The 26056-nt window shown below is 47.4% G+C and carries 21 protein-coding genes and 2 tRNA genes; 9 read left to right on the forward strand and 14 right to left on the reverse strand.

The window, feature by feature from the left end:
* Window positions 1–758: 758 nt before the first annotated feature.
* From ABF86_RS07585 to ABF86_RS07595, 3 genes are all read right to left on the reverse strand, one after another.
* Entirely contained in the window at window positions 759–1043 is a 285-nt protein-coding gene (locus ABF86_RS07585; RefSeq protein WP_011635093.1) for a ComEA family DNA-binding protein, read from the reverse strand.
* A 660-nt stretch (window positions 1044–1703) separates the two neighbouring features.
* A tRNA-Phe gene (locus ABF86_RS07590) sits at window positions 1704–1779 on the reverse strand.
* Window positions 1780–1847: 68 nt separating this feature from the next.
* Window positions 1848–1924, reverse strand: a tRNA-Arg gene (locus ABF86_RS07595).
* A 494-nt stretch (window positions 1925–2418) separates the two neighbouring features.
* Between ABF86_RS07595 and prsT the strand changes: the two genes are divergently transcribed.
* The 9 genes from prsT (at window position 2419) to ABF86_RS07640 (ending at window position 13968) form a co-directional block, all read left to right on the forward strand.
* Window positions 2419–5211, forward strand: a complete 2793-nt coding sequence (prsT, locus tag ABF86_RS07600) for an XrtA/PEP-CTERM system TPR-repeat protein PrsT (protein WP_074685096.1) — start codon at window positions 2419–2421, stop codon at window positions 5209–5211.
* Window positions 5212–5342: 131 nt separating this feature from the next.
* Window positions 5343–6221, forward strand: a complete 879-nt coding sequence (cysM, locus tag ABF86_RS07605) for a cysteine synthase CysM (protein WP_074455713.1) — start codon at window positions 5343–5345, stop codon at window positions 6219–6221.
* 5 nt (window positions 6222–6226) lie between these two features.
* Complete coding sequence (locus tag ABF86_RS07610) at window positions 6227–8302, forward strand: hypothetical protein (RefSeq protein WP_074455712.1); 2076 nt, start codon at window positions 6227–6229, stop codon at window positions 8300–8302.
* Window positions 8303–8308: 6 nt separating this feature from the next.
* On the forward strand, window positions 8309–8548 hold the full coding sequence (locus ABF86_RS07615) for a hypothetical protein (protein WP_107818364.1): 240 nt from the start codon (window positions 8309–8311) through the stop codon (window positions 8546–8548).
* A 25-nt stretch (window positions 8549–8573) separates the two neighbouring features.
* Window positions 8574–8999: a YdbL family protein gene (locus ABF86_RS07620; RefSeq protein WP_011635088.1), complete on the forward strand. Its 426-nt coding sequence runs from the start codon at window positions 8574–8576 to the stop codon at window positions 8997–8999.
* A 234-nt stretch (window positions 9000–9233) separates the two neighbouring features.
* Complete coding sequence (locus ABF86_RS07625; RefSeq protein WP_011635087.1) at window positions 9234–10415, forward strand: aspartate aminotransferase family protein; 1182 nt, start codon at window positions 9234–9236, stop codon at window positions 10413–10415.
* A 175-nt stretch (window positions 10416–10590) separates the two neighbouring features.
* Window positions 10591–11514 (forward strand): ornithine carbamoyltransferase, encoded by a 924-nt coding sequence (gene argF / locus ABF86_RS07630; RefSeq protein WP_011635086.1) that lies wholly within the window; start codon window positions 10591–10593, stop codon window positions 11512–11514.
* Between the two features lie 38 nt (window positions 11515–11552).
* Window positions 11553–12767 carry an argininosuccinate synthase gene (locus ABF86_RS07635; RefSeq protein ID WP_074685094.1) on the forward strand — a complete coding sequence of 405 codons (1215 nt, stop codon included), beginning with the start codon at window positions 11553–11555 and terminating at the stop codon, window positions 12765–12767.
* Between the two features lie 271 nt (window positions 12768–13038).
* Window positions 13039–13968 carry an alpha/beta hydrolase gene (locus tag ABF86_RS07640; protein WP_107818362.1) on the forward strand — a complete coding sequence of 310 codons (930 nt, stop codon included), beginning with the start codon at window positions 13039–13041 and terminating at the stop codon, window positions 13966–13968.
* A 62-nt stretch (window positions 13969–14030) separates the two neighbouring features.
* Here ABF86_RS07640 and ABF86_RS07645 read toward each other — a convergent pair whose 3' ends face one another.
* The 11 genes from ABF86_RS07645 to ABF86_RS07695 all read right to left on the reverse strand — a co-directional run bounded on the left by ABF86_RS07645 (window position 14031) and on the right by ABF86_RS07695 (window position 26055).
* The gene (locus ABF86_RS07645) at window positions 14031–15467 is read right to left on the reverse strand and encodes a DUF4139 domain-containing protein (protein WP_011635083.1); all 1437 of its coding nucleotides are present in this window, start codon (window positions 15465–15467) and stop codon (window positions 14031–14033) included.
* A 105-nt stretch (window positions 15468–15572) separates the two neighbouring features.
* The gene (locus ABF86_RS07650; protein WP_240142268.1) at window positions 15573–17639 is read right to left on the reverse strand and encodes a hypothetical protein; all 2067 of its coding nucleotides are present in this window, start codon (window positions 17637–17639) and stop codon (window positions 15573–15575) included.
* A 189-nt stretch (window positions 17640–17828) separates the two neighbouring features.
* The gene (gene fliR, locus ABF86_RS07655; protein WP_011635081.1) at window positions 17829–18629 is read right to left on the reverse strand and encodes a flagellar biosynthetic protein FliR; all 801 of its coding nucleotides are present in this window, start codon (window positions 18627–18629) and stop codon (window positions 17829–17831) included.
* A gap of 96 nt (window positions 18630–18725) precedes the next feature.
* On the reverse strand, window positions 18726–19001 hold the full coding sequence (gene fliQ / locus ABF86_RS07660) for a flagellar biosynthesis protein FliQ (protein ID WP_011635080.1): 276 nt from the start codon (window positions 18999–19001) through the stop codon (window positions 18726–18728).
* 15 nt (window positions 19002–19016) lie between these two features.
* Entirely contained in the window at window positions 19017–19802 is a 786-nt protein-coding gene (gene fliP / locus ABF86_RS07665; protein WP_011635079.1) for a flagellar type III secretion system pore protein FliP, read from the reverse strand.
* On the reverse strand, window positions 19792–20235 hold the full coding sequence (gene fliO / locus ABF86_RS07670; protein WP_011635078.1) for a flagellar biosynthetic protein FliO: 444 nt from the start codon (window positions 20233–20235) through the stop codon (window positions 19792–19794). Before fliO ends, fliP begins: the two co-directional genes overlap by 11 nt.
* A 26-nt stretch (window positions 20236–20261) precedes the next feature.
* Window positions 20262–20735 (reverse strand): flagellar motor switch protein FliN, encoded by a 474-nt coding sequence (gene fliN / locus ABF86_RS07675; protein ID WP_011635077.1) that lies wholly within the window; start codon window positions 20733–20735, stop codon window positions 20262–20264.
* A gap of 28 nt (window positions 20736–20763) precedes the next feature.
* Window positions 20764–21756, reverse strand: coding sequence for a flagellar motor switch protein FliM (gene fliM, locus ABF86_RS07680; protein WP_011635076.1), 993 nt, complete (start codon window positions 21754–21756; stop codon window positions 20764–20766).
* A 12-nt stretch (window positions 21757–21768) separates the two neighbouring features.
* A complete protein-coding gene (gene fliL / locus ABF86_RS07685) occupies window positions 21769–22251 on the reverse strand; it encodes a flagellar basal body-associated protein FliL (RefSeq protein ID WP_011635075.1) in 483 nt (160 codons plus the stop codon).
* A gap of 312 nt (window positions 22252–22563) precedes the next feature.
* Entirely contained in the window at window positions 22564–25119 is a 2556-nt protein-coding gene (gene glgP, locus ABF86_RS07690; protein ID WP_011635074.1) for an alpha-glucan family phosphorylase, read from the reverse strand.
* A 114-nt stretch (window positions 25120–25233) separates the two neighbouring features.
* Complete coding sequence (locus tag ABF86_RS07695) at window positions 25234–26055, reverse strand: ABC transporter ATP-binding protein (RefSeq protein ID WP_011635073.1); 822 nt, start codon at window positions 26053–26055, stop codon at window positions 25234–25236.
* Window position 26056: the final 1 nt, after the last annotated feature.

Here is a 26056-nt window from a genome sequence, read left to right on the forward strand (position 1 = left end):
ATGGAATAGAGCATGTATCACGCTTCCCTTTCGCTGTGGGCACAGGAGGCAAATTTAAGATGAATATGTATTTCTGGCCCTTGTTGATCATTGTCATAGGCGGTGGATACTTCTTCTTCTCTTCAAAAAATCAAAAAGAAAAAAATACATAGAAAATACTGATTAATTAGTTTGCTGTGGCTGATTTGTGTTTGTATCTAGGGATCTGGATATGAACATGAATCGGCAAATATTGAATAGTAATAACGGTTCTGGATAGTAAGTTATCATTTTGGATACTGTGGATAAAAATGTGTAGTTGAAAGTCACATGGCTATTGATGTGATGTTGTTATGATGCAGATTGGTTATACCCATGTCGTAATCTCTCCCAAAAACCAGGTGGAGCCGGTATTATTTAGATAATTCTATTTGCCTACTAGAGAGCCGTCTCTATCCAGGATCAAATAATTTTGTTTCTACGCGAAGTGGGAGTCGATCTTAAGAAGCCTTTCATCGATGATACTTTTATGTGGTGCTGGCGTGACTTCAAGCAGTAGATGAGAAAATTCCATAGTGTTGTAGTAAAATTGTCTGAAAAATCATTTAAGCTGGATTTAAGTGCGTATTTCACTTTTTAAAGGTATCTGTGTAAATTAAACCGGCACAGAAATTATTGACTGTATGGATTTATCGGGCAGCTTATATCATACTGCGCTGACTACCCGATAAATCTTAACCATCAGGTTAAAACATAATGTCTAAGACACTATTTTTAAATTAATGCGCCTCAGCTTCATTTGAAGCAGTTTCCTCTTGAACACTCACCTGATCACCTAATTGTCTGAGCGTCCCGACACCTATACCCTTCACATTGGTTAGATCTCCTACTGACTTGAACATACCGTGTTTTTCTCGATATTCAATTATCGCTTTTGCTTTGGCCGGCCCCAAACCTTTTACCGACTCAAGATCAATTTGACTTGCTGTATTGATGTCTACTCCAGCTAATACGGATAAATTTAACCCGAAAAATATTACAAGAATCAAAAAAATTTTTTTCATCTTCTGAGTCTCCATATGAAAATTAACAAAATAAAATCTTTTGGTTATTTGACTTATGTTTTTTGGACAGGTTGTGATTCTCCTGCCAAGAAATCAATATCGACACTATCCTTGCTAACTTTAACTGGGTGCATCAGAGACACATGGCTCAGTCAAAGTAATTGTTAATAACCAATACTTATGTAGATTTTGTATGATTTGTTGAAACAAACTGGTATTTGCAGGGTTATAGCTAATGAGAGATTGTTTTCTGCAAATATCATGAGGTGCTTGTGGGATGGGATTGTTTGAGCGTCGATCAGATGAGTGTCAGAGGCTCGAAGTATCTGTTGGTGCGTCTGTCAGGCTGGCTTTGTCTGCGTCAAATATTGATACGTTGCATCTTCAAGCGATGGGTGAAGTGAAGTTGTGGTAGCTGATATGGGACTGGTAAATATAATCTATTAGAGATTGACCTCATTGTGAATCAATGGGTTACTCTAATAGGATGCTATTGGAAATCTGCCTAAATGCGTAGGATTTACTCCTAATGGAGTATTGGGGATGCGACGAAAGATCCTGGGAAATCTCAGGAAATATGGAGGTTAGTAAGAATCGTGTGGAGATCTGTTAAATGTAGAAAACGAGAGGGTCAATTGAAGAATGGGTTGACCAAAATGATGGTGGCCAAGGGCGGAATCGAACCACCGACACAAGGATTTTCAGTCCTCTGCTCTACCGACTGAGCTACTTGGCCTCAAAAAAATCAAAACAGCATATAAAGCTGACTATATCTTATCGCGCCGATAAATAATATTAATTTACTGGCGCGCCCGGCAGGATTCGAACCCACGACCCCTTGGTTCGTAGCCAAGTACTCTATCCAACTGAGCTACGGGCGCATTTTTACGATAAATATCTCTTTTTGTTTCGTAACCTCTACGAATAGTGGTATCCGGATACGCTCGAAGAGCTGTGCATAATGTTATATTTAGACCCTGTTGTCAAGAATCTGATGTGGGGTGATGTCATCGTATCCGGTACTGGCTGTGCTTTTTATATCAGTAAAGCAGGGATGGATCGAATAAATTAATTAATAGATTTGGCTGATTTGAGGGTCGAGTCTGTCGGATTATGGTGCGTGGGCGGATTCAGATTGCGTATTCCTGTTGACCGAGGTGTCTGGTATCTCGGTAATTCATTGGTACATCGATCATTACAGTGTTAAAACATGCAATCCCAATTGATTTCACAAATTTGCCTATAAGTTGACTGTGTTATAACTATTACCATCCCGTTAAATGATATTTGGATATAAAAACTGCTATTCTGAATTTTGTTTCAGTCGGTGTTTTGTGAATTTATGTATTTAACTTAATTACCAAAAGAGGTAAATATGAGCTGTTCTGGTATAGCGATCACCCAGATGAAATCGACAACAATTCTTGCTCCTATGATGGCCGTTATTCTGGTGCTTTCTGCCTGTGGGAAGCCTATGGATGCGCAAGCTCTGGTAGCCGAAGCTAAACAGTATCAGCAACAGGGCAATGACAAGGCAGCTATTATTCAGTTGAAGAATGCCCTGCAACAAAATCCAAATGACCCTGAAGTCCGTTATTTGCTGGGAACGCTCTATAACAAGGAAGGGAATATTCAGTCGGCAGAAAAAGAATTGAATAAGGCACTTGATCTCGGCATGGATCCAGTCAAGGTGTTGCCCGGATTGAGCCAGGCATGGCTGGGAATGGGGAAATTTCAACAGGTACTGGATGAAACTGAGAAATTATCCGAAGAAGGGAATTTTGCTGAATTACTTACCCTGCGTGGCAATGCGTCATTAGCGCTAGGTAAAATCGAAGAAGCCAAAGCATTGTTTGAGCAGGCTTTGCGGGATAAACCAGGATTCGCAGGTGCGCTGATGGGTATGGCCAGGTGTTCGCTTGCCCGGAACGATATTGAATCTGCTATGAATTTTTCCGAAGAAGCAGTGAAACTTAATCCAGAAAACAGCGATACAGTATTGTTCAGAGGAGATTTGTTGCGTGCGCAGAACAAGATTGATGAAGCGCTGGCCGATTATGACAAAGCTATAAAACTGAACCCGGAATCATTAGCGGCGTATATTAACCGGGCAACCATATTAATCAGTACCAAAAAATTTAAAGCTGCCCAAGCAGATCTGGATGCCGTTCGCAAGATTGCTCCCGGTAGCCTGCCTGCTGCATACACACAGGCATTACTCGATTTTAGCCAGGGTAAACATGTGGTTGCTCTTGAAACTTTGCAACAGGTGTTGAGTTCAGCACCAGATCATCTTCCCAGTGTATTACTTGCGGGGGCCACCCAGTTTGCATTGGGGTCGCTTCCACAAGCAGAGCAGTATGTTGATCAATACTTGAAGAAGATTCCGAATAATCTTTATGCCATTAAGCTTATGGCGTCGATTCAGTTGAAGAATAACCAGGCAAAACAGGCGGTTACTACCTTGACCCCGGCGCTGAAGGTAGTACAACAGGATCCACAATTGTTTGCACTGGCAGGTGAGGCCTATATGCGGGCGCGGGATTTTACGAAAGCCACGGAGTATTTTGAGAAGGCTGGTGAATTATCTCCGGATAACGCTGCATTATATACCGCAATGGCTATGAGCAAAATGGGACAGGGGGAAAATGAAAGTGCCATTGCTGATCTGGAACACGCTACCCAACTGGATGATAAATCCGGCCGGGCAGGTATTATGCTTGTTTTGACTCATCTGCAGCAGCGTGAATTTGATAAAGCGCTGAAAGTTGTCAAATCGCAGCTTGCCGAGCAACCTGACAATCCGCTGCTACATAATCTGGAAGGTGGAGTCTATCTGGGTAAAAAAGACCTGATCAAGGCGCGTGCAAGCTTCAATCAGGCGCTTTCCATACAGCCAGACTATTTTCCCGCCATTTCCAACCTGGCGAGAATTGATTTACAGGAAAAACATCCCGAAGCTGCACAGCAGCGTTTTGAAGAAGTACTGAAGCAGGATAAGAAAAACGTACAGGCAATGAATGCGCTAGCAGGTATCGCGCTCTCACAAGGAAATAAAGAAAAAGCAACTGAATGGCTGGAAAAAGCCAGTCAGGAAAATCCGGATGAGCTGCCGCCAGCTTTGCAGCTGGGAGCGCATTATCTGGCCATCAATGAACCTGGGAAATCGCTTGCGCTGGCCAAGAAACTGCAAGGCATTCATCCGGATAATTTGAGCGCCATAGAGCTGTTGGCTCGTGCTTATCTGGCTACTGGGGATAAGGATGCTGCACTGGAAAATTTCCAGAAACTGGCTGCCAGATTACCAGATTCTGCCCCTGCCCAGCTTCAACTAGCGCAGATCTATGCCTCTATGCAGAATACCAGGGCAACGGCTGATTCATTGAAAAAGGCGTTGGCTATTAAGCCGGATTTCTGGGAAGCTAAACTAATGCAGGCTCAACTGGCGGTTGGAGACGGTCGTGTGGATGATGCACTCAGTATCGCGCGGGATATACAAAAACAACATGAAAAGCTGCCGGTTGGATTTGAGCTGGAGGGTGATTTACAAATGCGGCAGAAAAATGCAGTTGCCGCTGCCACGGCTTATGAAGAGGCGCTGACTAAACAGAAAACCGGTCAATTATTGATCAAATTGCATACAGCTCTGAGTCAAAGCGGGAAAGAAAAGCAGGCTGATCAACGTGTCACGCAATGGCTGAAGGAAAATCCGGCTGATGATGGCGTTCGTATGTATCTTGCAGGTGTTTACCTTGCCAGCAAAAAATATGATCCTGCTATCAGGGAATACAAAACCATCCTGAAGCAACATCCTGATCATGCTGCCACACTGAATAATCTAGCCTGGATATACCAGCAGAAAAAAGATTTTGCCACCGCGCTCGATTATGCCGAGAAGGCATACAAGCAGGCCCCGGATAGTCCAGCGATCCTGGATACACTTGGATGGATTCTGGTTGAGCAAGGGGATGCCAAACGAGGGGTTTCCTTGCTGCAACAGGCTGTTGCAGCTGTTCCGGAAGCTGCTGAAATCCACTATCATTACGCAGTCGGACTATATAAATCTGGCAATACGGTTGAAGCGCGCCAGGAGCTTGAGAAACTACTGAGTAGCGATAAACCTTTTTCTCAGAAAGATGAGGCGAAGAAATTGTTTGAAAGCCTGTGACGAAACAGTGCTAGCATGCTATTTTTTTCAGGCTAATCCTTGACTGAACCCCTTGTGAATTCCTTTCACAAGGGGTTTTTTGTATGTGTATGAGATAATCCTGATTTATTTGTGGCAGCACATATCTGGTCATGTATAAAACTATCGAACATTTCATCGGACATACCCCCTTGGTCCAGCTTAAACGTATCCCAGGGAAAACCAGCAATATTATTTTGGCAAAACTGGAAGGTAATAATCCGGCGGGGTCAGTCAAAGATCGGCCAGCCTACTCCATGATCATACGAGCTCAGCAGCGTGGAGATATTCAGCCGGGAGATACGTTGATTGAGGCAACTAGCGGCAATACCGGGATTGCATTGGCTATGTCGGCAGCAATACTAGGCTATCACATGATTCTGGTCATGCCGGAAAATCAGAGTCTGGAGCGTCGTCAAGTGATGGCTGCGTACGGTGCCAAAATTATTCTGACAGAAAATATGGAGGAAGCACGGGATGTCGCCGGACAATTGTGCGAGGCTGGCAAGGGTTTTATTCTTGATCAGTTTTCCAATCCCGATAATCCGTTGGCACATTACGAAGGTACTGCTCCCGAGATCTGGCAGGATACTACGGGCAAGATTACTCATTTTGTAAGCAGTATGGGAACGACTGGCACAATCATGGGGTGTGCCCGCTACTTCCGAGAAAAAGAGCGGAAGGTGGAAATTGTAGGTGTACAGCCGCAAGAAGGTGCCCAGATTCCCGGAATCCGTAAATGGCCGGAAGCTTATTTGCCTAAAATTTATCAGTCGGAACTTGTTGATCGTATTTTGCTGGTATCCCAGCAAGAGGCCGAGATCATGGCGCGTCGATTGGCATCTGAAGAGGGAGTATTCGCTGGCATTTCTTCCGGGGGGGCACTGGCAGCAGTGCTGAAACTTTCTGCTCAAGTAAGAAACGCGGTGATTGTTTTTATTGTGTGTGACCGTGGGGATCGTTACCTGTCAACCGGAGTTTTTCCTTCCTGAAGAGCATGGAGCCGAGGTATCTCTGGTTTCGTCGTGTCAGTTTTCCGATTTGTATCTGCGAGCTTGCTACACGCCTCTGGCTATTTTTTCTACTTTACGCAGGTTGTTATTCTCCGGCTAATGCTGCGGTCCCTTATTTTAATTTTGTACTGGAGAATATCCGGCATCCTGCCTTTAATATTCACTCAGCCAGCATCAAGCTGACTGGCATCTTATCGCCCGTTCTTGAAATCAGTGTGGGTGAGTTGCTCGCAGGAAATTGGAGATGGCATGATCTTCGTTTGAGATGTAATCAGATCCGTATTAATCGCGAATTAATTGGCTGTGAAATGGGGACATTGGAGCTTGGCAAGCTATCTTCATCGATAACTTTCCAGCTTTCCTTGCAACATAAACAGCTTGTACTTGAAGTTCATCCATTCCCGAAAAAAAATTCGGGAGAGAAATGGCAGCTGATGATCGACTGGCAGGCAGAAAAGTGGCGAAGTGTGTTGAAGATAGTAAATGGAGAGGGGAAATTTTTGGCCGATCTGTTGCCTCAAGAAGAAGATTCACTACAGATACATCAGGCAAAACTTAATGGAAGTATCTACCTGAATGGAAGTAAGACTTCAATGTCAGCGTTATCCACACAGCTGAGCATCAATAAATTATCTTTCAGTGATTCGAGCGGGTTGCACGTGGGTGAACGGATCAATCTGTTGCTTGACCTGGATGTGCGAAGAAAACAGGATGTTTGGCAATGGCGAGGCAAGATCACCTGGCCGGAAGGAGAGGTCTTTTGGCAGCCATTTTATTTTTCTGGAGAAGGGCACCAATTAACCGCCAAAGGGATAATAAAAGGTGATCATATTAACCTATCACAAGGTGAACTCAGTTTGACGGGTATAGGTAAAGCAGATTTTTCTGCTATTGCCAGCATTCCGGATCAAGCATTACAGCAGGCTAGATTGTCGGCCGAGAGCCTGGAGTTATCCACTTTGTTTGGTAGTATTATTCGACCCCTGGCTGAGGAGACGGCACTGGCAGAAACAGAGGCTGCCGGCAAGGTAAATATTGCCTGGCATTACCAGGATAATGCAAACCAGTCACTAATCATTGATTTGCAGAATGTATCATTAACCGATGCTCGCGAGCGGTTTGCAGTTGAAGGATTGGACGCCTATGTACCATGGAATCGAAACGAGGCGCTGGATGGATTAATCCGGTTCAGTAATGCCCAGATCTTGAGGATTCCGCTGGGTACAACACATATTCCAATCGAGACAAACGGGATGCAGCTCAATATTCCTCGTGCAGAGGTGCCGATACTGGATGGAAGACTGCTGATAGAAAATTTCATAGCTTCTTTGCAGACGTCCGGCTGGCAATGGCAGTTAAACGGGCGGCTTTTTCCGATCTCTATGGAAAAACTGACTGAATTCCTGCAGATTCAACCAATGTTTGGAACGCTGTCGGGTACTATGCCGAAAATGAGCTATACCAATTCAACTATAACAATGGAAGGCGAGCTTGTTTCAGGGATATTCGACGGTGTCGCGGTAGCCAGGAATTTGGTGCTGACCAAGCCACTTAGTTTGACCCCTCATCTGGCAGCGGATGTGGCCATGTATCACATCGATCTTGATTTGTTGACCCGTGCCTATTCGTTTGGAAATATACAGGGACGGGTTGATGTTGAGGTGAACGATCTTGAGCTGGTTAACTGGGAACCGGTAAGATTTGATGCAAAACTTACCAGTAGCGCGGGGGATTACAAACGTCGGATCAGTCAGGCAGCGATCAAGAATATTATTGCATTAGGTGGCGAATCTGCAGTGACAGCTATCCAGAAAAGTTTTCTCAGTATGTTTGAACAATTTCGCTATACTGAAATTGGCTGGGGTTGTAAGTTACGTGGACATATTTGTTATATGAGCGGGATTGAGTCGGCTTCTCGTGATGACAAGGGATATGTGCTGGTCAAGGGCAGTGGAATACCTGCAATTACCATTACCGGCTATAATTCAGAGGTGGACTGGCCTGAACTGCTCAAGCGTCTGGAGCGCGCCATTGAAAGTGGCAACCCGGTGATTCACTAAATGATAATGACAAATCGTAATTCCAACCTGATTTTGCTGATGGCCGCTGGCTTTGTGGTAGCAGCTTGCGTAACTATCAATATTTACTTTCCGGCAGCAGCCGCGGAGAAAGTGGCCGACAAAATTATCGATGAGGTTTGGCAAGCTGATGATGAGGCTGACGGCAGGGAACAACCCAGAGAAAAATCGGGTAATGATACTCGCAACAATAAAATTGACAATAAACCCGACAAGACCAGGCCATGAAAGATCTTCTGAGGATGTGAATCTTGTGCATAGACAGTTAATTCGGTATATAACACTGATATCACTGGGTTTCTTTCTGTGTATCAGCTTTGCGAGTGCGGTGGATTTTAAAGCCAGTTCACCAGCAGTTACCCAGTTAAAACAAAATATAAAACAGCGTCACGGTCAATTGATACCATTTTATGATAGTGGTGCAGTAGGTTTGACCCGTGACGGTCTGATCGTGTTGCGTGATGCCAGTGTTGTACCTTTATCAGGACGGCAATCGGTTAATACGCTTGTGACAGCCGAGAACCAAGATCGTAATGCACTTTATCGGGAAATAGCACTGGCTAACAATCATCCGGAATGGGAAAGCAATATTCGTTCAACATTTGCCCAACGATGGATAAAGTGGGCCAAACCAGGCTGGTGGTATCAGCAAGAGAACGGCTCCTGGCAAAAAAAGTGATCTGACGAGGTATAGATGGCTGACTTCGGCCAGAATATCTAACAGAAAAACTGCTTGAAATGACTTGATAGATAAGTGAATATTGTTTCGCTAAAGTGTAAAGGAACTTCTGAATAAGTCTATGTTGTTTTTGCGTATAAATTTATTCAGAGGTTCTGAATGAGGGAACCTGTTCCCAGGAGTGGTGGCACCAGCCACCATGTTGTTTCAGAACAAAAATAGGGTGTATTTTCTGTGTCTCATTTAATGAATACTTATGCACGGCTTCCCGTTACCTTTGTCAGGGGAGAAGGCGTTTGGCTTTGGGATGATCAAGGTAATCGCTACCTTGATGCGCTATCAGGAATTGCGGTCTGCGGGGCTGGACATTGCCATCCGGTACTGACGAAAGCGTTGTGTGAACAGGCTGCTACGTTAATACACACCTCTAATCTCTACCACATTCAGAATCAGGAGCGTTTGGCAGACAGATTGACCAGTCTGTCAGGCCTGGAGAAGGCTTTTTTCTGTAATTCCGGAGCAGAGTCGAATGAGGCAGCCATTAAACTGGCGCGGCTTTATGGCCATAACCAGGGAATAGATCTGCCAACGATTATTGTTATGGAACGCTCATTTCATGGCCGGACCATGGCAACACTTACTGCCACGGGCAATCGCAAGACTCAAGCGGGTTTTGAGCCGCTACTCACGGGTTTCGTGCGTGTGCCCTATGATGATCTGGAAGCAGTCAACCAGGTTGCAGCGAACAACAAGGAAATTGTGGCGGTGCTACTGGAAACCTATCAGGGCGAAGGTGGAGTTAATTTCCCACAAGCAAATTATCTGCAAGGGTTGCGCAAGATCTGCGACCAGAACGGTTGGTTGCTGATGCTTGATGAGGTACAGTGTGGCCTTGGACGGACGGGCAAGTGGTTTGCTTTTCAGCATAGTGATATCGTACCGGATGTCATGACACTGGCAAAAGGATTGGGATCCGGCCTGCCGATCGGCGCCTGCTTGGCAGGCGGGAAAGCAGCAGAAGTATTCAAGCCTGGTAATCACGCATCTACTTTCGGTGGCAATCCACTTGCATGTAGAGCTGCCTTGACCACTCTTGACATCATTGAGCAGGAAGGATTGATGGCTAATGCTGTGACTATCGGTAATTTCATGCGAGAGGAATTCAAGCAGAGATTACATGCCTGGCAAAACGTGCTGAAAATTCGCGGGCAGGGGATGATGATCGGGGTTGAGCTGCCGATACCCTGTGGTGAACTTGTGCCTGAAGCATTGAAACGCCATTTGCTGATCAATGTAACATCTGAAAAAGTAGTACGATTACTGCCGGCATTGAATATGCAAAAGGCAGAGGCAGAACAGGTGGTACATGAGGTATCCGCTCTTATTTCCTGGTTTCTTGAGAATCGAGAGAAATAATGATAAGGGTGTGAGCCGACGGTTGTCGCCAGAGTGCACTCGAAAGATTTTTTCTCGCTACATGGTTATCCCGCCTTTTTTATTTTTCCGGATTCAAGTGATTTCTGTTTCATCTACCTGATAGAGAGCCAGAAATATAAAAATCTCCGGATGTTTTTGTTGGTAGAAATCATTTATGCAGATCAGGCATTTTTTACAGTTCAAGGATTTTGACCGGTTGGAATTCGAATACCTGTTCGACCGGACGCGCTGGATCAAGAATGAATTCAAGCAATATCGCCGCTACTGGCCGCTGACTGACCGTACGTTGGCCATGATTTTTGAAAAACACTCCACGCGCACGCGCCTTTCATTTGAAGCAGGCATGCATCAGTTGGGTGGCAGTGCTATCTATCTCTCAACACGTGATACCCAATTGGGCCGTGGCGAACCGGTGGAGGATGCAGCCAGAGTTATTTCAAGAATGGTTGATATCATTACCATTCGTACTCACGAGCATCAGATTATTGAACGTTTTGCCGAGAATTCACGGGTGCCGGTGATCAATGGCCTGACGGACGAATATCATCCTTGCCAGATTCTGGCAGATATCTTTACCTTCATAGAACATCGCGGAAGTATCACAGGCAAAACCATAACCTGGATTGGAGATTCCAATAACGTGTGCAATACCTGGCTGCAAGCTGCCGAAATTTTTGACTTCAATGTACATGTTTCTACACCACCGGGTTATGAAGTGGAGCCCGAGCGGGCGGGTTTGTATGGCACAGATCACTATGAACAGTTTGTCTCGCCGCACGATGCAGTGAAAGATGCTGATCTGGTCACAACGGATGTGTGGACCAGCATGGGTTTCGAAGATGAGTTGGATACACGTAAAAATGATTTTGCAGATTTTTGTGTGGATGCTGAGATGATGGCCTGTGCAAAAAAAGAAGCCTTGTTCATGCATTGTCTGCCAGCACACCGAGGCGAAGAGGTGGATGCGGAAGTCATTGATGGCCCCCAATCGGTGGTATGGGATGAAGCAGAGAACCGGCTACACACACAAAAAGCGTTGATGGAGTACTTGCTGCTGGGCAGGATTAGTGTCAGGTAATCTTTTAATTACCTGTAAATTTTTGATTGTAAAGAGACATGGATAAAGTTAAGAAAGCGGTATTGGCATTTTCGGGGGGGTTGGATACCTCGGTCATACTGAAATGGCTCCAGGATACCTATCAGTGCGAGGTGGTTACTTTTACGGCGGATATCGGCCAGGGCGAGGAAATTGAGCCGGCACGCGCCAAGGCCCTGCAGTTTGGTATCAAGGAAATTTTCATCGAAGATTTGCGTGAAGAATTTGTACGCGACTATGTTTTTCCCATGTTCCGTGCCAATACGGTTTATGAAGGGGAATATCTGCTTGGTACTAGTATCGCCCGCCCGTTGATTGCCAAACGTCAAGTTGAAATTGCACAGCAAACGGGCGCTGATGCGGTCTCTCACGGCGCAACCGGGAAGGGCAACGATCAAGTACGTTTCGAGCTTGGGTATTACGCCTTGCAGCCGGATATCCGTGTTATCGCTCCTTGGCGTGAATGGGATTTGACTTCACGTGAAAAACTGCTGGCGTATGCCGAGAAACAGGGTATTCCGATTGAAATGAAGAAAAAGCAGGGATCACCGTACAGTATGGATGCCAATCTTTTGCATATTTCCTATGAAGGACGTGCACTGGAAGACCCTGCTGTAGAAGCAGAAGAAAGCATGTGGCGCTGGACGATTTCACCGGAAGCAGCGCCAAACGAACCTGAATATTTGGATCTGGAATACGAGCGGGGAGATATTGTTGCATTGAACGGTGAGAAGCTATCTCCTGCAGCCGTACTAATAAAACTCAACCAGTTAGGCGGTAAACATGGCATCGGGCGTCTTGATCTGGTGGAAAACCGTTATGTTGGAATGAAGTCACGTGGCTGCTATGAAACGCCTGGTGGCACAATTATGCTGCGTGCCCACCGTGCAATCGAATCAATCACTCTTGATCGGGAAGTCGCACATTTGAAGGATGATCTGATGCCGCGCTATGCGGCACTGATTTATAACGGTTACTGGTGGAGCCCAGAAAGAAAATTATTACAGGTGCTTATTGATGAGTCCCAGGCACATGTAAATGGCCAAGTCCGGGTCAAGCTCTATAAGGGTAACGTGATGGTGGTCGGGCGTGATTCCCGGACAGATTCGCTATTCGATCCTACGATTGCTACTTTTGAGGAAGACGGAGGGGCTTATCATCAGGCGGATGCAGCGGGCTTCATCAAACTTAATGCGCTGAGAATGCGGATTGCAAAAGCTCTCCGTAGGCACTGATTTAGGAAACCGACTATTCCATTATTTCTGTTAACCAAGGTGCTGACTTTAAAACCATACAGTCAGTATCCGTTAGCAGAGGATAGAGCTACTCAGATCAGCTATTCTTAGTTCTTGTTATCAAATTTGCAGAAAGTACTGCATTGACTGCTGCTCTAGTTATCTCTGTTCTTTTTTGATTGTCCGGTTGTATAAACTGATTGGTATTTGTGCGATTGCGGTTCAGCAAACTCGTTTTGATATGATTACGCATCATTCTGAAAAATTTCCTATGAAAAACCCTTCGGATATATCGTGGAAATATCTATCTGTACCAGCACAACACGGAAAAGCAAAATCTGGACGAGGCAGCCGTCAGCTTGCCTATACAGATTGGGGAAATCCGGAAAATCATCATGTAGTGGTATGTGTACATGGCCTGACACGCAACTGTAGGGATTTTGATTTTCTGGCGGAGGCCCTGGAGCAAGATTTCAGAGTAATTTGCATTGATCTGGCGGGGCGTGGTCGCAGTGACTGGCTGGAAAACGCAGAGGATTACAATTCTGCGATGACTTATTTGTCGGACATGGAATGTGTGCTCAAACATATTTACCGGCAAAGCCACCATGATTGTCTTCACTTTTACTGGGTGGGTGTGTCCATGGGGGGGCTGGTTGGCATGTTGCTGGCTGCCCGGCAGCGTTTGTCAACCATTTACCGGCTAAGGGCACTGGTAATGAGTGATATTGGCCCGTTTGTTTCATCTGCTATCCTATCTGTGTTTGCCATGACTATCGGGCAAGATCTCCGTTTCCAGAGCCTGAGTGAACTGGAAACACACATGCGCAATACGGCACTGCCCTATAATGCGCTTACGGATATGCAATGGCATCATATGGCGCTGTACAGTGCGCGTGAATATGAGGATGGCACAATTGGCTACCGCTATGATCCTGTCATCTCATCTGGTTTTCGTCCATCAAATTTGAGAGATCTCAATCTATGGCCCTACTGGAACCGGCTTGATCTTCCGATACTGGTGCTCCGGGGAGAAAAATCAGAGGTTCTGACACCGGAAACAGTCAGTGAAATGCAATTACATCAGCCCAATGTAAAGTTCGTTGAGCTGTCTGGTATCGGTCATGCGCCCATGCTGATGGATACAGAACAAATCAACCTGGTCAGAAACTTTCTGCTGCAATTCAGAAATCAGGTGTAATAAATACCTTTAGACGAGTAATCAGATCTGCAGCCTACAATGCAAACAGCAGACGGAATTTATCAATGTTTAATCCGGACCCGGTAACTCAGCACAATTTTCTCATTGTCGGGAATGATGATCTGCCATTCAGCCAGGTTAGCGGCTGGCTTGGTATGGGGAAAAGATTCTGAAATTACTATCCAGTCACCGGGGATGGGTTCTTGTACTCGAATGGTGACTGCTTCCTGGCGTGTGTTGTGAATTTCAATCTTGTGGGCTGTTTCAGTGAAATGTTGAGAAGGAGTATCCAGCTGCTGAAAATCCGTCTGGGTTCTCGTGGCTGTAATGTCGAAAGCTTTACCCAGCTTCACACGAACGAGTTCATTTTTCGCGGTGTGCTTAATGCGATCTTCACCCAGAAATTGCGCATTGCCCTGGGAATCATTTTTGTAAACATGCACTGTTCCTCCAGGTAGCGGCTTGTCCAGCTCTTTTCCCTTGTTCTCAAACTGGATAAAAACATCCGGCCTCAGTTTGTTATCGTCGCCGGTATATCTGCTGAAGTAATGGGCTTCAATACCACGCAGTAGAAATTCCTTGTTGACCGGAATATCTGCAGCTGTCATCAGCGTAATCTGTTTTGTCTGGTTTTCTGCCAGCGTTGCGGAGGCAGGCATGGTGTAGAGATGGTATTCAAACAGGGATTCTTGCTTACTCTCCTGATATTCGGCGGCATCAGCCACCATAGCCATCATTTTTCTGGTCTGGGGTTGCTCGAAGGAAACCTGATTGATATTCCCGGCCACCAGCTGCAGATGGGCATCTGGATACGCAATGCCACTATGGTTGGCCAGCGTAATTAATCCACTAAGATCAATCCGGCTATCATCGGCATTGAGTTTAGCCACATAGTCAGCCTGCCAGGAAAGCCCGGAGGTCAGGTAGGATAATTCGAGTTCACGTTTTCCTGGAGAAGTATTCTCCAGTACCAGTGACAAGGTGGGCCGATCATGCAGGTGATCGGGGATATCCGGAAAGGTGATTCGTCCTGTAGTACCGGTTTCGATACGATCTGTGAATTTCAATATAACTCCCCCAAGGGTGGAGAGTACGGTGGCGGCTTCTATTGTTTCTTTTCCAGTTACAGGATTAGTGTAAATAACATTGACGGTACGTCCGAGATAGCTTTCCAGCAGTTTTTCCGGGGTAAGCAGATCAAAATCAAAATTCTGTTCCAGCAACCGGGATTCGGAAGATTGCCCCGGTGTGCGCAGCAGTACTGTTTGTGGACGTATCCGGGTTGAAACTTCACGCCAAACCAGCCTGTTTATACCTTGTTCCATAGAAACTTGTCGCAGATCCCTGATCAATGCCAGGTTTTCATTGTAGATCGTAACACCGACCTGCTTTTGATCCTGGAGTGTGGTGGTTTTTTCCTGCATGTGCATGGTAAATCCGGTAACATTGGTAATTGCCAGTGTCAGCGGCAGTACAGTTGAATATAAGGCTTTCAGCATGTCATTCTTTCCTGATTCTTTAGTATTGTTGTTAGTCCGACCCTGAAAAATTGCAGCTAGATACATTGCGTATCATGCTGCTATTTTGATATTTAAGTTGCAAGGTTATGCTACTTCAGCAGTTTTGGATTTATCGAATGGTACTGCTGTTTCACCAGGCTTTATTGAGTTGTCGAGTGTATCTAATTGAAGTGAATTACCGGATGTGTTCGAATCCAGTCGATTTGTTGAATCATCAGGCTCAATAAATTCAGCAGATGCTTCTTTTTCCGTGCTTTCTTCAGTATCTGCCAACATGGTTTCGCTGTTATCAGAAGAGAGGTGAGTAGAATGCTCTTCATAATCTACGACTATATCGGGTGAAATTTCTTCGTCGGAACAATACTGAATAATTCTGGTTGTTTCAATTTCCTCCCGTATTTTCCGAGAGGCCAGTGCAATCGCAGCCTCGTCTGCCTGAATACGTGCCCGTGCGGCTTCTACAGCCATGGTTTCAACCGCTTCTCGCGCAATGGCGCGTTCGACAGCCAGTGCATCCTGCTCTATGCGTGCTTGTATTGCCATCAGGGCTGAAGCCTCTGTCCGGATTTTATACAGTACCGTGGCAGCCGTTGTTTCAGCTGCCTGGAGCCGCTCTTCCGCTTTTGCCATGGCGATAATCTGGTTCTGTGCAATGGTCATGGCGAGTCCGGTCAGTTTTGGCTCCATTTCCATGCGTACTCTGGCTGCTGACTTGGCTTGCTGAACGGCTTCCGCCTGTTTTTTCCTGTTTTCGATCAGGCGTGCTTCCATTTCTGCCAGCTCATTGGCTTCTTTTTCAAGCTGTTTGTCCAGTGCAATTCGTTCATCAGCCAGTTTTGCTGCATGGGTTTCTGCTGCGATTCTATCTTCGGCGGTTTTCTTGGCGACTGCTTCTGTAGCAGCACGAGCGCGGGATCGTTTGATCGCCACTTCCTGTGCCTGAATACGTTCCCGAATTGTGTCCGTAATAGCCAGATCAGCTTGTGTTTTTTCATTGAATATGGCTGTTTCCTGTTCTTTCGCCTGTATGCGAGCCTCAACAGCAACTCGTGCTTCATTTTCTGCAATGATGCGGGCTTGTACTTTTTCCAGCAGCAGGGTGTCGGTCCGGGTGCGTTCCAAGGCAGCCTGTTCAGCCTCCTGCTCGCTCTGGATAAGCTGTTCCGCGATTGTTTTAGCGTTTCGTTCAGCCTCTATCCTGCTGCGTGCCGCAGCCGCGGCTGCCAGTTCGGTTGCAGTGCGGCCCTCTGCCTCTGATTTTGCCGCAAGATCAAGTTTTTGTCGGGTATCTGCTGCCTCAGTCGCTTTTTTTTCAGCATCCAGTTTGGCTTGTTCAGCTTCCCGTGCCCTGGTTTCTGCCTGTAATTTCTCTTGTATTTGTGAGGCCAGATTGGCTTCAGCCTCTGTGCGCAATCGAATTTCCTCGATAGTCTGACGTTCAGCTTCAGCTTTGGCATTTACCAGCACAATTTTTTTCTCATCCTCTTCAGCTCTGGTGCGTGCCAGTGTTGCTGCTTCTGCTTCTGCTGCCGAGGCGGCAAGCGCTATCTTCAGTGCTTCCTCACTGTTTTTTCTGCGTGCAATGGCTGCTTCTATTGCTTTTTGCTCTGCCAATTCCTTTTCTCTGGATTTTTCCAGGGCGAGCGCTTCTTCTTGTGTACGCCTGCGTGCTTTCTCGGTTGTGGCCGCTTCAGTTTGTACTCTGGCACGCAAAGCAGCAACGATTGCTTTTTCTGCTCTAAGGCTGTCTTCAACAGTCTGACGTAACTTTGCCTCTAGCTCTTGGCGTGCCTGAGCCTCCTGTGTTGCCAATGTTTCTGCCCGGGTGCGTGCCCTGGCTTCTTCCGTGGCTGCTGTTTCGGCCTTGATGCGTGCTTCGGCGACCAGTCTAGCACTGGCTTCTACCCGCGCACGTGCTTCTGCGGTAACACGTGCGCGGGCCTCGGTTTCAATCCGACCTTTGGCCTCGCGGATTGCGATATTTTCAGCCTCCAGTCGTGAGGCGTTACTGTCATCAAAAGAAGAATCGCAATCTTCTTGCCCGAAAGGATCATTTATCTGTGGGAGTTCGTTCCCGGATGGCATTTTGCCGGTATGAATGGGGACAACGTTTAATTCAGCCTCATTTTCTGGTTGTGGTGAAATGTTCAAAATCGATCTGAGATGAGATTTGAATAGCATGGCGGGTACCGTTTATCGAGAAAAATGTGGGAGCGGCGCTTACCTTATCAATCACTGTGGCATGGCAATCGGCTAAAAAGGGGGTGAAAAGCCTGGTTAATTAAAAGAATGTGAGCGCCACAGATAAGCCATAGCGTAAATAGCTTTCCGGAACCGGGTTTATGGTATGCCGGTTACATTGACACTTCCACCGGCGAGTGAACGCATGATGGAAAAGCTTTCCTGAAACATTTGCGTAAGCACAGGAGTAAAATAAGGCAAGGCCCATGACATGACCAGCAGGCCGATTCCCAGCGTCAATGGAAATCCAACTGCAAAAATATTCAATTGCGGCGCAGCGCGTGTCAGGATGCCCAGTGCAAGATTGGTGATCAGCAAAGCTGCCAGAACTGGCAGGGCCAGATGTAATCCCAATGTGAAAATTTCAGCGCCCCAGTTAACAAGAGTTGTGAATGAAGTAACATTCATCCCATCTGCACCGATTGGCAAGATGGTGAAACTCTGTGCGAGCACAGCAATAACCTGCAAATGCCCATCGATGGCCAGAAACAAGAGTGTAGCAAGTAGTCCGTAGAAACGGCCGACCAGCTGAACCTGGCCGGATTGCTGCGGATCAAAGAAAGTTGCAAAACCGAGCCCCATCTGCAACCCCGTAATTTCTCCCGCCATTTCTACTGCAGTAAAAACAATGCGTATGGAGAAACCCATCGCCAGCCCGATAATAATCTGTTGCAGCAAGACAATGGGACCCACGCCGGAGCCTGGGTCAATCTGAGGTAGCGGGGGCAGCAGAGGGGCAATCAGAATAGTCAGTAGTACAGCCAGCCCCAGTTTGACCTGGATTGGGATACTGCTACTGCCTAGCAGTGGGGTGGCAGTCATGAGTGCGAGAATTCTGGCCAGTGGCCAGATCAGGATAATCAGCCAGCCGTTCAGTTGCTCGGTGGTGATGCTGAACATGGATCGATAACCTGTTTTTGAACGCTGTTAAAGGTGATTTCTCAAGCTGTGAAGAAACGTGACCAGAGAGCTGCCGTTCCGTGTATTTGTAACGGTCTATCCACCGTTGATAATCCAGGGAATACTGGTGTAAAGCCTTTCAATGTAGTCAAGTATGATTTGTAACATCCAGGGGCCAGCCAGCGCTAGGGTAAGGAAGATAGCCAGCAGTTTAGGAATGAATGACAAAGTCATTTCATTGATCTGTGTGGCAGCCTGGAAGATACTGATGGCCAGACCTGTCACCAACGCTGCCAGCAATAAAGGTGCAGCGATTGTGAATGTAATTTCTAACGCCTGTCGGCCGATAGTCATTGCCTGTTCTGGGCTCATGTGGCGATCTCCTTATCAGGTATAGAAACTCTGGGTGAGTGAACCAATCAGCAGATGCCAGCCATCCACCAGTACAAACAGCATCAGCTTGAACGGTAGAGAGATAATCATTGGCGACAGCATCATCATTCCCATTGCCATCAGTGTGCTGGCAACAACCATATCAATGATCAGAAAAGGGATAAAGACGATAAATCCGATTTGAAAAGCTGTCTTTAGCTCGCTGGTGATGTAGGCAGGTACCAGGATTTTCATTGGTACCTGATCCGGGCTTTCGATTTCCTCGCTCCCGGAAATCCGGGCGAACAGTGCAATATCTGTTTCGCGTGTCTGGCGTAGCATGAAGATCTTGAGTGGATCGCTTGCCTTGTCCATTGCTTCGATAATACTGATCTTGTCTTCAGAGAAAGGCAGATATGCTTCCGTATACATTTTGTCAATGACCGGCGACATAATAAAGAAAGACAAAAACAGTGCCAAACCAACCAGCACCTGATTGGGAGGAGATGACTGCGTACCCAGCGCCTGTCGCAACAATGACAAAACGATGATAATGCGAGTGAAGCTGGACATCATCAGGACAGTAGCAGGCAAAAATGTCATCGAAGTCAGCAGCAGCAGAGTTTGCAGGCTGAGGGAATAGGTAGTACCTCCCCCTGCCGCTGGTGTGCTGGTGATGGCCGGAAGTCCTGCTTTCTGGGCAAATACCGGGCTGATACCCACTACCAGTAGCAGAATGATGCAACCGATGGAGTGTTGCCGGATAACGATTCGTTTGCATAGCAGGTTTTTATTGCTCATGGTCTTGCCCCAGATTGGCCTGCAACTTCTCTGTAAAACCGTTGCCAGAGGGAGGCTCAGCTGTTTCAGTAGATGGAGAGGGTTTTTTGTGCATCTGGTGCAACAAGTTGACCTGACCTGGTGCGACACCTAGCACTAGCCAGATATCATCAATCTCTGCAATCACTACTCTTTCTTTCTGGCCGACACTGGCGGACGAGATAATTTTTAGCAGACCTGTCCGATTGGCAGGATTAAGTCCTATTTTCTTGAACAACCAGGCAATTAGTGCAATAAATGCTAGCACAATGAACAATCCTGCCGATAGTTGCAGCATATTCTCGCTGGAAATTACCGGGGAGGGCGGGGTAAAGCCCTGATTTCGCACGGATTCAGCAAGCACCTGTTGGGGTAACCACAGTATGCTGCCAATCTGGACAATTATGCGTGGCATGGGTATGGAATCAATCCAGAGGTGGGCTAGCGGTTCAGTTTGCGGATGCGTTCACTGGGAGTGATGATGTCTGTCAGGCGAATGCCAAATTTTTCATTGACGACAACGACTTCACCTTGGGCAATCAGGCAGCCATTGACCAGCACATCCATTGGTTCGCCCGCCATGCCATCCAGCTCAATGACGGAGCCTTGTGCCAGTTGCAGCAGATTTTTAATGGCGATTCGGGTGCGACCCAACTCAACTGTCAGTTGCACCGGAATATCCAGAATCATATCGATATCGTTGCGGGTATCGTTCAGCACATTATTCCTGGAAAACTGCTCGAAAACAGAAGATGGCTTTGTCAGATCCTCGTCTGGTATATGGGCCGATGCGCTGGCTGATGATTCGCTAGCTTCGTCGATAACCGAATAAGTTTCAGCAGCCTGTTGTTCCGCCATGGCGGCGGCCCAGTCATCCTGTTCGGTTTGTGGTTCGGTTGATATCGGTTCATTCATGTTCTGCTCCGATGTTTGATTTTAATTATCAGTCAGTTTCAGTTGGGGTTCGTACAGTCTTGACTTTAAGTGCATAGTGATCGTTGAGAATGCCGTAATGACAATCCATGATCGGTACACCATTTGCCATAGCAACTACTGTGTCCGGAATATCGAGTGCGATGACATCGCCTTCCTGCATGTTGAGGATCTGGTGTAACGTCACCCGGGTATGGCCGAGATTAGCAATAATTTCTATTTCTGCGCCTTGTACCTGTCTGGTTAGCGACTTGATCCAGTTATTATCAACTTCTGCATGATCTTCCTGCATGCTGTTGTTGAGCAGATCACGTATTGGCTCCAGCATGGTGTAGGGGGTGCAGATGTAGAACTCTCCACGATTACCGCCCAGATTGAGCTCAAACGAGCTTGCAACAACAACATCGGTTGGTGTCGCAATATTGGCAAATTGCGGATTCATTTCCGCACGGATGTATTCAAATCTGACCGGGTAGACAGATTTCCAGGCTTTCTCGTAGTTTTCGAATAAAACATCCAGCAAGCGTCGGATAATGCCCTGTTCGGTCAGGGTGAACTCACGTCCTTCCACTCGGGTATGAAAACGACCATCTCCACCGAACATATTGTCCACGATCAGAAATATCAGGTTCGGATCAATGGTGATCAGTGCAGTGCCGCGCAATGGTTTCATGCTGACCATGTTGATATTTGCAGGCACGACCAGCGAACGGGTGAATTCGCTGTATTTGATGGTTTTTATTGAGCCAGCGGAAATATCTACCCCCCGGCGTAAAAAATTGTAGAGCCCAATCTGCAGAGAATTGGCAAAGCGTGCATTGATAATTTCCAGAGCGGGCATGCGTCCCCGCACAATCCGCTCCTGGGTGGCCATGTCGTAAGGACGGATACCGCCCGGATAGGTAACCCCGTTTTCCTTCTGGGCTGCTTGCTGATGCTTGTTACTGTTATCAAAATTCAGTAGCGCATCAACTTCATCCTGAGTGAGAAAATTCTCGGCCATGGCGCGCAGGGTTTACTGAATAATGAAAGAGGTGAACAAAACATCCAGAATGTCATTTTGCAGGGCTTCAGATCCAATCTTTGATCGGATCGCCTGAATGATATCTTGGCTGAGTTTCTGCTTTCCATCCAATGTATTGATTTCAGAGGGTTTTTTACTGGATAGCAGCAACAGAATCTGATTGCGGATTTCAGGTTTGCTGTTTTCGATAACCGTGATTACTGCGGTTTCGTTTACTTTGAGGGATAGTTCCACCTGCAGATAGTGAGATTCCCTTTCTTCTGGCTGCAGGTTGACGGTAAAAGATTCGATCTTGACAAAAGCTGCCGGTTTTTTCTTTTCGACTACAGCTTCTGATCCCGCCTCTTCATGCTGTTTTTTCATAAAATACCAAGTCCCGCCGATGCCTGCCCCAGTAAACAGTAATCCGATCAGGATGAATAGGATCAGTTTACTTTTATTGCCCGTGCCGGCCGCTGCAGTCGCTTCGCTCATGATTTCTCCTGCGTGGATATTAATTAATACCAGCGCATTATGGATAATCTCCAGAGGATTTGATCACGTAAATAATCACCTAATCGCGGGCTATTTCCATACTCTGGGCAGGGAGGGGCGTGCTATGCCGCTGGGGTATTTGTAATGGGTAATTCCGGGAGAGTGATAGTGGCGTGGTAGTGATTAATCTGTATTTTTTATCCCAATGGAGAAGCTCTCTTCCCTGCGAAGTAGTTACGTTGAGCAACCTTGTCAATTTTGAAAGTGTTCCTTGCGTTGCCAGAATCTGATGAAAATCCGGGATTAATGCTTTTATGGAGCCATTATTCCGATCCACCAATGAATCAGGTGGCTTTCAATCGGGATATGGGCATCGGGATGATACGGCACGCAGCGTGGCGTGAAATCGGTATGAACACGGTCGGTATTTAACCGGGATTTATACAGATATCCATTGATAGCTCCCGGTATCTCGTCACCACGCTGCATTGTTTCGCAAACAGGAGGCTCCTCAGCAACCGGATCAGCATAGAGCTGAATCTGTACGAATTCAGGTGATACACCTCCCAGATAAACCGGCACTTCAAATACCCAGTCTTCCTGATCTCTGGATATGATCAGGTTTCCCCAGTGTATCTCGTGCCAGCTTTTTTTCAGTTGTTCATCCCATTGGCGCAATTCCTGCGCGGCAGAGCTTCCAGGGGTTGTTCGATGCTGAAAGGTGGCCGCTGCGGGAAGATACAGTTGCTCGACATATTCACGCACCATGCGGTTGCTGCTGAACTGCGGAGCAAGATGTGCCATGCTGGCGCGCATACGGGCTACCCAGGTTCCGGGAATGCCGCTGGCATCGCGGTCGTAAAACATCGGTACGATTTCTTTTTCCAGCAAGTGATAAAGCTGTTCTGCCTCTACTGCATCCCAGCCCGGTTCGTGGTGTTCATGGCCATCACCCAGTGCCCAACCGGTTTCAGGAGTGTAGGCCTCGGCCCACCAGCCGTCTAGTTCCGAAAGATTCAATCCGCCGTTGGCTAGTACTTTCATGCCGCTGGTGCCGCTGGCCTCCCACGGCCGGCGCGGGGTGTTGATCCAGACATCTACTCCCTGCACCATTTCCTGCGCCAGTGCAATGTCATAATCTTCGAGAAATACAACATGATTACGCACATCCGGGCGGCTGGAGAACTGTGCCCATTCCTGGATGAAGCGCTTGCCTTCATTATCAGCGGGGTGAGCCTTACCGGCTACCACCAGCTGCACTGGCCGATCTACTCGTGTCAGCAGTCTGGCAAGGCGTTCGCGGTCGTGCAACAGCAGGTTGGGGCGTTTGTAAGCAGTGAAGCGCCGTGCAAATCCAAGCGTCAGCACATTGGGATCCAGAATCCGGTCAACCTGATTGACGGCTTCCATATCTGCTCCCCTTTGTCCCAGTAGTACCTGCATCCGCTGCCGGACGTAGCGTATCAGATCGGCGCGCTCCTGGCCGCACAAAGTCCAGAGCGTCGTGTCATCCAGTTTGCGTATTTCAGCGGCGAGTGCTTCTTCTGAACCCAGCCAGCGACCTTTGCCACAAAAAAGCGTCCAGATTTTATCTGCCCAGGGAGAATCCCACGATGGAACATGTACGCCATTGGTGACATGCGTAACCGGTACTTCGCGTTCGGGCCAGCGGGGGTACAGTTTCTGAAAAATATTTCGGCTGACCTGGCCATGGAGTCGGCTGACACCGTTGATCCTGCCGCAGGTGCGTGCTGCCAGATAAGCCATGTTGAAAGGCTCGCTCTCATCTTGCCGGTTGCTACGCCCGAACGCCATCAACTCTTCCAATGGCATTCCCGGGTCTTTGACATAGGGCTGGCTGTATTTCATGACCAGTTCGCGCGGAAAGGTATCAAAACCAGCTGCCACCGGGGTATGAGTAGTAAACAGATTGCCAGGCCGTGTTGCCCAGAGCGCTTCCTGGAAATCTATCTGTCTTTTCTGCGCAAAACAGCGGGCACGCTCCAGTGTAACGAATGCAGCATGGCCTTCATTCAGGTGACAGATATCAATTGCCAGCTCCAATGTTTCGATGAGCCGCCAGCCACCAATCCCCAGCACAATTTCCTGTATCAGTCTGACTTCCTCCCCACCACCGTACAGCTTGCCGGTAATGCCGCGATCAAGTGCATTGTTCAGAGGGTTATTGCTGTCGAGCAAATACAGGTTGATTCGCCCCACCTGTGCTACCCAGACATGCAGTTGTACTGTTCGTCCGGGCAATTCGATTGGAATGGATAGCCAGGTGCCGTTATGGGCCAGGAGGGGGCGCAAAGGCAGGCTGCTGGAATCATTATATGGATAGATTTCCAGCTGCCAGCCGCTGGTATCCAGCATCTGCCGAAAATAACCTTCCTGATACAGCAGGCCAATTGCAGTTATCGGGATAGCCAGATCACTGGCTGCCTTGAGATAGTCACCCGCCAGCACACCCAGGCCACCGGCATATAGTGGCAAGGCCTTGCCCAGACCGTATTCCATACTGAAATAGGCAACTCCTCGCAATTTGACGTCGCCATGCACCTCACCGAACCATCCGCCATAACTGCAGTAATCGTTGCGTGCTTTGACCAGGTGATCAAGATATTGCCTGAATTCCTTGTTTTGGTTCAGTGTCTGCAAGCGTTCATACGACAGATTTTGCAGAACAACGAAAGGATTTTCACTTTGCTCCCACAGCTGCGGATCCATGATCTTCCACATTGCATCTCCGGCATGACTCCATGTCCAACGTAAATCCATTGCCAAGCTTGCAATCTGTTCGACCAGTGGCAGCAGATCAGCGGGCAGATCTCTCAAGTAGGGCATCAGTAAACGAGGTGTCTTCATATACTTCATCCTCCTTCTGCTGCAATGTCAGATGTTACATATTAACTCGGTTGTTCGTCGAGATGTGAGTGCAGCGTAGGGGGAGAACCCTGGCGATCTTATGCCTTTACTGTTTTACAGATGGTTTGTCTGATCAGTTGCTTCGAGGATGGGGGCATGTTCTGCCAGGAGGGTTTCGTGTTCCAGGAAGCGGTCAAGTTGTTGCTGGATAACGCGGAAGGACTGGTTTTCTGGATTGCGGGGACGATCAAGTTCAATATCCAGAATTTCTGCAATATGGCCATTGGGAGATGAGGCCATGAGCGCGATACGATCTGCCAGCATGAGTGCTTCGTGCAGATCATGGGTGATCATCAGTATGGTGGCGGCAGAATCACTCCAGACACGCAGCAGGTAGCGTTGCATCATGCGGCGAGTTTGCATATCCAGTGCGGAGAAGGGTTCGTCCAGTAGTAGCAACCGAGGTTTGGTGGCGATGGTCCGCGCCAGGGTGATACGCTGACGCATGCCGCCAGATAATTGTGAAGGCTTGTGGCCGGCAAAAGATTCCAACCCAACTTGTTTGAGATATTGCTTTGCGTGTTCCAGTGCTTCCACCCTTACCATACCTTGGTTACGCAACGGGAAAGCAACATTCTCTTCCGCTGTCATCCATGGAAACAGATTATGAGTCTGAAAAATTAGCGCAGTCGAAGGGGCCGGGCCTTGCAGTACCTGATTATCGTAGCTGACGTTGCCCTGATCTGGAAAATCCAGTCCGGCAGCGAGGTTGAGCAGGGTTGTTTTGCCGCAACCACTGCGGCCGAGGAGTACAGTCAGACTGCCCGGTTCTATGATGAGCCTATCTGCTTCTACAGAAACAGTATCGCTGAAGGATTTACGGATGTTACTGAATTCTAGCCGAGCGCCGGATGAGGAAGAAGGTATTGTGTTCATG

Source organism: Nitrosomonas sp. GH22, from assembly GCF_009833115.1.
In the GTDB taxonomy this organism is placed as follows: domain Bacteria; phylum Pseudomonadota; class Gammaproteobacteria; order Burkholderiales; family Nitrosomonadaceae; genus Nitrosomonas; species Nitrosomonas eutropha.